The sequence below is a fragment of the Pseudomonadota bacterium genome (assembly GCA_022361155.1).
In the GTDB taxonomy this organism is placed as follows: Bacteria; Myxococcota_A; Polyangia; order Polyangiales; family JAKSBK01; genus JAKSBK01.
In genome coordinates this window covers 1-3113 of record JAKSBK010000365.1, presented here as the reverse complement: position 1 = coordinate 3113, position 3113 = coordinate 1, and the positions used below count along the sequence as shown (strand labels likewise).

The 3113-nt window shown below is 66.0% G+C and carries 2 protein-coding genes; one reads left to right on the top strand and one right to left on the bottom strand.

Going from position 1 to position 3113, the window contains the following annotated elements; genetic code table 11:
- A partial coding sequence (locus MJD61_14065; GenBank protein MCG8556396.1) for a hypothetical protein occupies nucleotides 1-692 on the top strand: 692 nt, incomplete at its 5' end.
- Between the two features lie 117 nt (nucleotides 693-809).
- On the opposite strand, the gene MJD61_14060 is transcribed toward MJD61_14065, so the two are convergent.
- Nucleotides 810-2903 (bottom strand): thioredoxin domain-containing protein, encoded by a 2094-nt coding sequence (locus tag MJD61_14060; GenBank protein MCG8556395.1) that lies wholly within the window; start codon nucleotides 2901-2903, stop codon nucleotides 810-812.
- Between the last annotated feature and the right edge of the window lie 210 nt (nucleotides 2904-3113).

Here is a 3113-nt window from a genome sequence, read left to right as displayed (position 1 = left end):
GCCCGCTGCCCGAGCCGCCCAAGGTGACGCGCCTGCGGAAGAAGCGCACCGCCCGGAAGAAGCCGCCCAAGCTGCCGCCGGTGGTGGAGGCCCTCCGCCGGGCCCGGGACTACCAGCGACGCATCGCCACCGGCGAGGCCAGGGACCGGGCCGACCTCGCCCGCCAGCTCGGGTTCAGCCGAGCCCGGGCGACGCAGGTGCTCTACCTGATGGAGCTCGCCCCAGAGATCCCCGAGCAGCGCTTCTTCGGCTTCGAGGAGCTCACCGTCCTCGGACACGCGGTTCAGATGGCGACGACCGAGAGGGCGTTGCTCGACGCGCTCGATCGCCCCCGCTACGCCGGTGGGATCGGCGAGGTCTCTCGGATCGCCGCCCGGGCTGCCCGCAAGGTCTCGTGGGAGAGGCTCACCGATCTCTCGCGCAAGTGGGGCTCGTCGGCCCTGGTGCAGCGGCTGGGCTACTTCATGGATCTCCACCAGGTCGACGTACCCGACGATGTACGGGCATCCCTCCTCGAGCTCGTTCGGCCTCACAGCAAGATCCAGCTCGGCTCGCGCCGCAAGTGGGGCACAAGCGGCAAGCTTGTGCGACCGTGGAACGTGGTGGAGAACGTTCCCCGCGACGTGCTCATCTCGAAGGAAGAGAAGCCGCGCCGCAGGGTGGTCTTCGTCAAAAAGGAACAGAGCAAGTGATCGAGGACAAGTTCGTCGACCTCCACGCACCTCGGGTATGATTCACCGTCCGGCATGCTGTTGCGAAGGCTCCGCCGCAGGACGGACCAGGCAGGGCTCCAATCGGGGGGCGGAGCCCTACCCGACCCCTGACTCCGCGAGCATCTGCATGAGTTGCTCGGGATCGGTGACGGGAGCGCTGCAGCTGCGCTGTCTGCAGACGTAGGCCGTGGCGCGGCCGTCGCGGGCCTCGAGCGTTGCGGCGAAGTCGGGCAGCCAAGGGAGGGCAGTGCGGGGCGCGTCGCTGGGACGGAACAACAAGGCTCGATGGGGCAGGTAGCTGCCGCGCACCGCCCGTGCAAGGTCTTGCAGGGCCGGGTCGGAGCGCTTGCCCACCAGCACGATCTGGGTTGCACCCGCAAAGTAGCTGTCCATGACGCAGAGCAGGTTGCCGTAGCCCATGGGGTTGTCGGCCGCCCGCGGCCCCAACGCACGCAAGACCAGCTCGACCCGTTGCAGCAGCTGCTCTTGGCCCCCGAGAGCGTGCAAGCGCAGCATCGCGCGACACATCGAGGAAGTTGCCGAAGGCACCGCGCCGTCGAACACGTCCTGGCAGCGCACGATCAAAGCTTCCCCGCCGGCAGGCGTGTACCAAAAGACCGAGTGCTCCCAATCCCAGAAGCGGTCCAGCGCCGCCTGAACGAGCTCGTCGGCGAACTCGAGGGCGGACTCTTCGAAGCTGTTCTCGTACACGTCGATGGCTGCGTTGGCCAAGTTCGCGTAGTCATCGAGGAACGCAGCGGTAGCGCTCGCGCCGCCCATGTAGATGCGCGAGAGGCTTGCTTGCTGCATCAACGACCCCCTGCAGAAGCTCAGCGCGCGTGCTGCCGTTTCGACCAGGCCAGGCTCGCCGAGGGCACCGCCGGCCTCGGCCACCGCCCCGATCATCAGGCCATTCCAGGAAGCCAGGATCTTCTCGTCACGAAAGGGACGGGGTCGCCGCTCGCGCGCCTGCCAGAGCTTGTGTCGCGCGCTCGAGAGCAGGGTTTGCACCTGGGGCTCGGATCGATCGAGCTGTTTCGCAACCGCCGCCAGCGGCCTGTTTTCGTGGAGCACGCTCTGGCCTTCCTCGAAGTTGCCCTCCTCGCTCACGCCGTACAACAGCGCAGCGGCACGGGCCTCGTCGGGCTGCAGCTCGCGCTCGAGCTGCTTCGGGTTCCATACGAAAAAGACTCCCTCCCTACCCTCGCTGTCCGCATCCTGTGTGGCAAAGAACGCGCCTTCGGGCGACAGCATCTCGCGCTGCACGTAGGCGAGGGTTTCGCGCACGGTATCGGCGTAGCGTTCCTCGCCGGTAGCCCGAAACGCGTCCAGGTAGATGCGTGTCAAAAGGGCGTTGTCGTACAGCATCTTCTCGAAGTGCGGCACGAGCCAGCGCGCATCGGTCGAATAGCGATGAAACCCTCCACCAAGCTGATCGTAGATCCCGCCGGCGCGCATCCGGTCGAGACTGCGGCGGACATGTTCGAGACAGGCGCTCCCAAATCCCCTGCGATGACCGCGCAAGAGCAGCTCGAGGTTCATGCTGTTGGGAAACTTGGGAGCATCCCCGAAGCCGCCGTGCTGCTCATCGGCTTGCCGGCGCAAGCTGCTCACGGCCGTGCGCAGCGAGCTTTCCGCGGGCTCTGCCCGCAACGTGCCGGGAGCGGCTATCTCGGCGATACGTCGGGTTACCTCCGCGGCAGAGCGCTCGAGCTCGCTGCGCTGCTCGCGAAATCCACGCGCGACACTCGAAAGCACCGTCGGAAAACCGGGCATGCCGTAGCGATCCTGTGGAGGGAAATAGGTCCCGCCGAAGAACGGCTTGCGCTCGGGTGTCAGGAAGACCGTGAGCGGCCAGCCACCGCTGCGACCCAGCAGCTGCACCACCAGCTGATAGACCTGGTCCACATCTGGACGCTCCTCGCGGTCGACCTTGATGTTGATGAACAACTCGTTCATCTGCGCCGCGATGTCCTTGTCCTCGAAGCACTCGTGGGCCATGACGTGACACCAGTGGCAGGCGCTGTAGCCGACCGATAGCAAGATCGGCTTGTCGTGCGCCACCGAGCGCTCGAAGGCTTCCCTGCTCCACGGGTACCAGTCGACGGGGTTTGCGGCGTGCTGCAACAGATAGGGCGACTTCTCGGCCGCCAGGCGGTTGGTTTGCGTTGGTCGCGGGGTTTCGCTCATCTTGCAGCTCATAGGGTCTTTGGCCCGCGACCGCTAGCCCGCCAAGGGCCCGCGGAAGAATCGCTCGTACGTTTCGGTGAGGGCTGGGCGCCGCTGGCGAGGCGTGACGACGAGGAGCATTGAGGATACTTCGAGGAGGAACAACATAGCCAGCGGTGTAACTTCTCAAAAAGTGGTGGCGATGGAATTGGGGCAGGGGCTGAAAAAGGG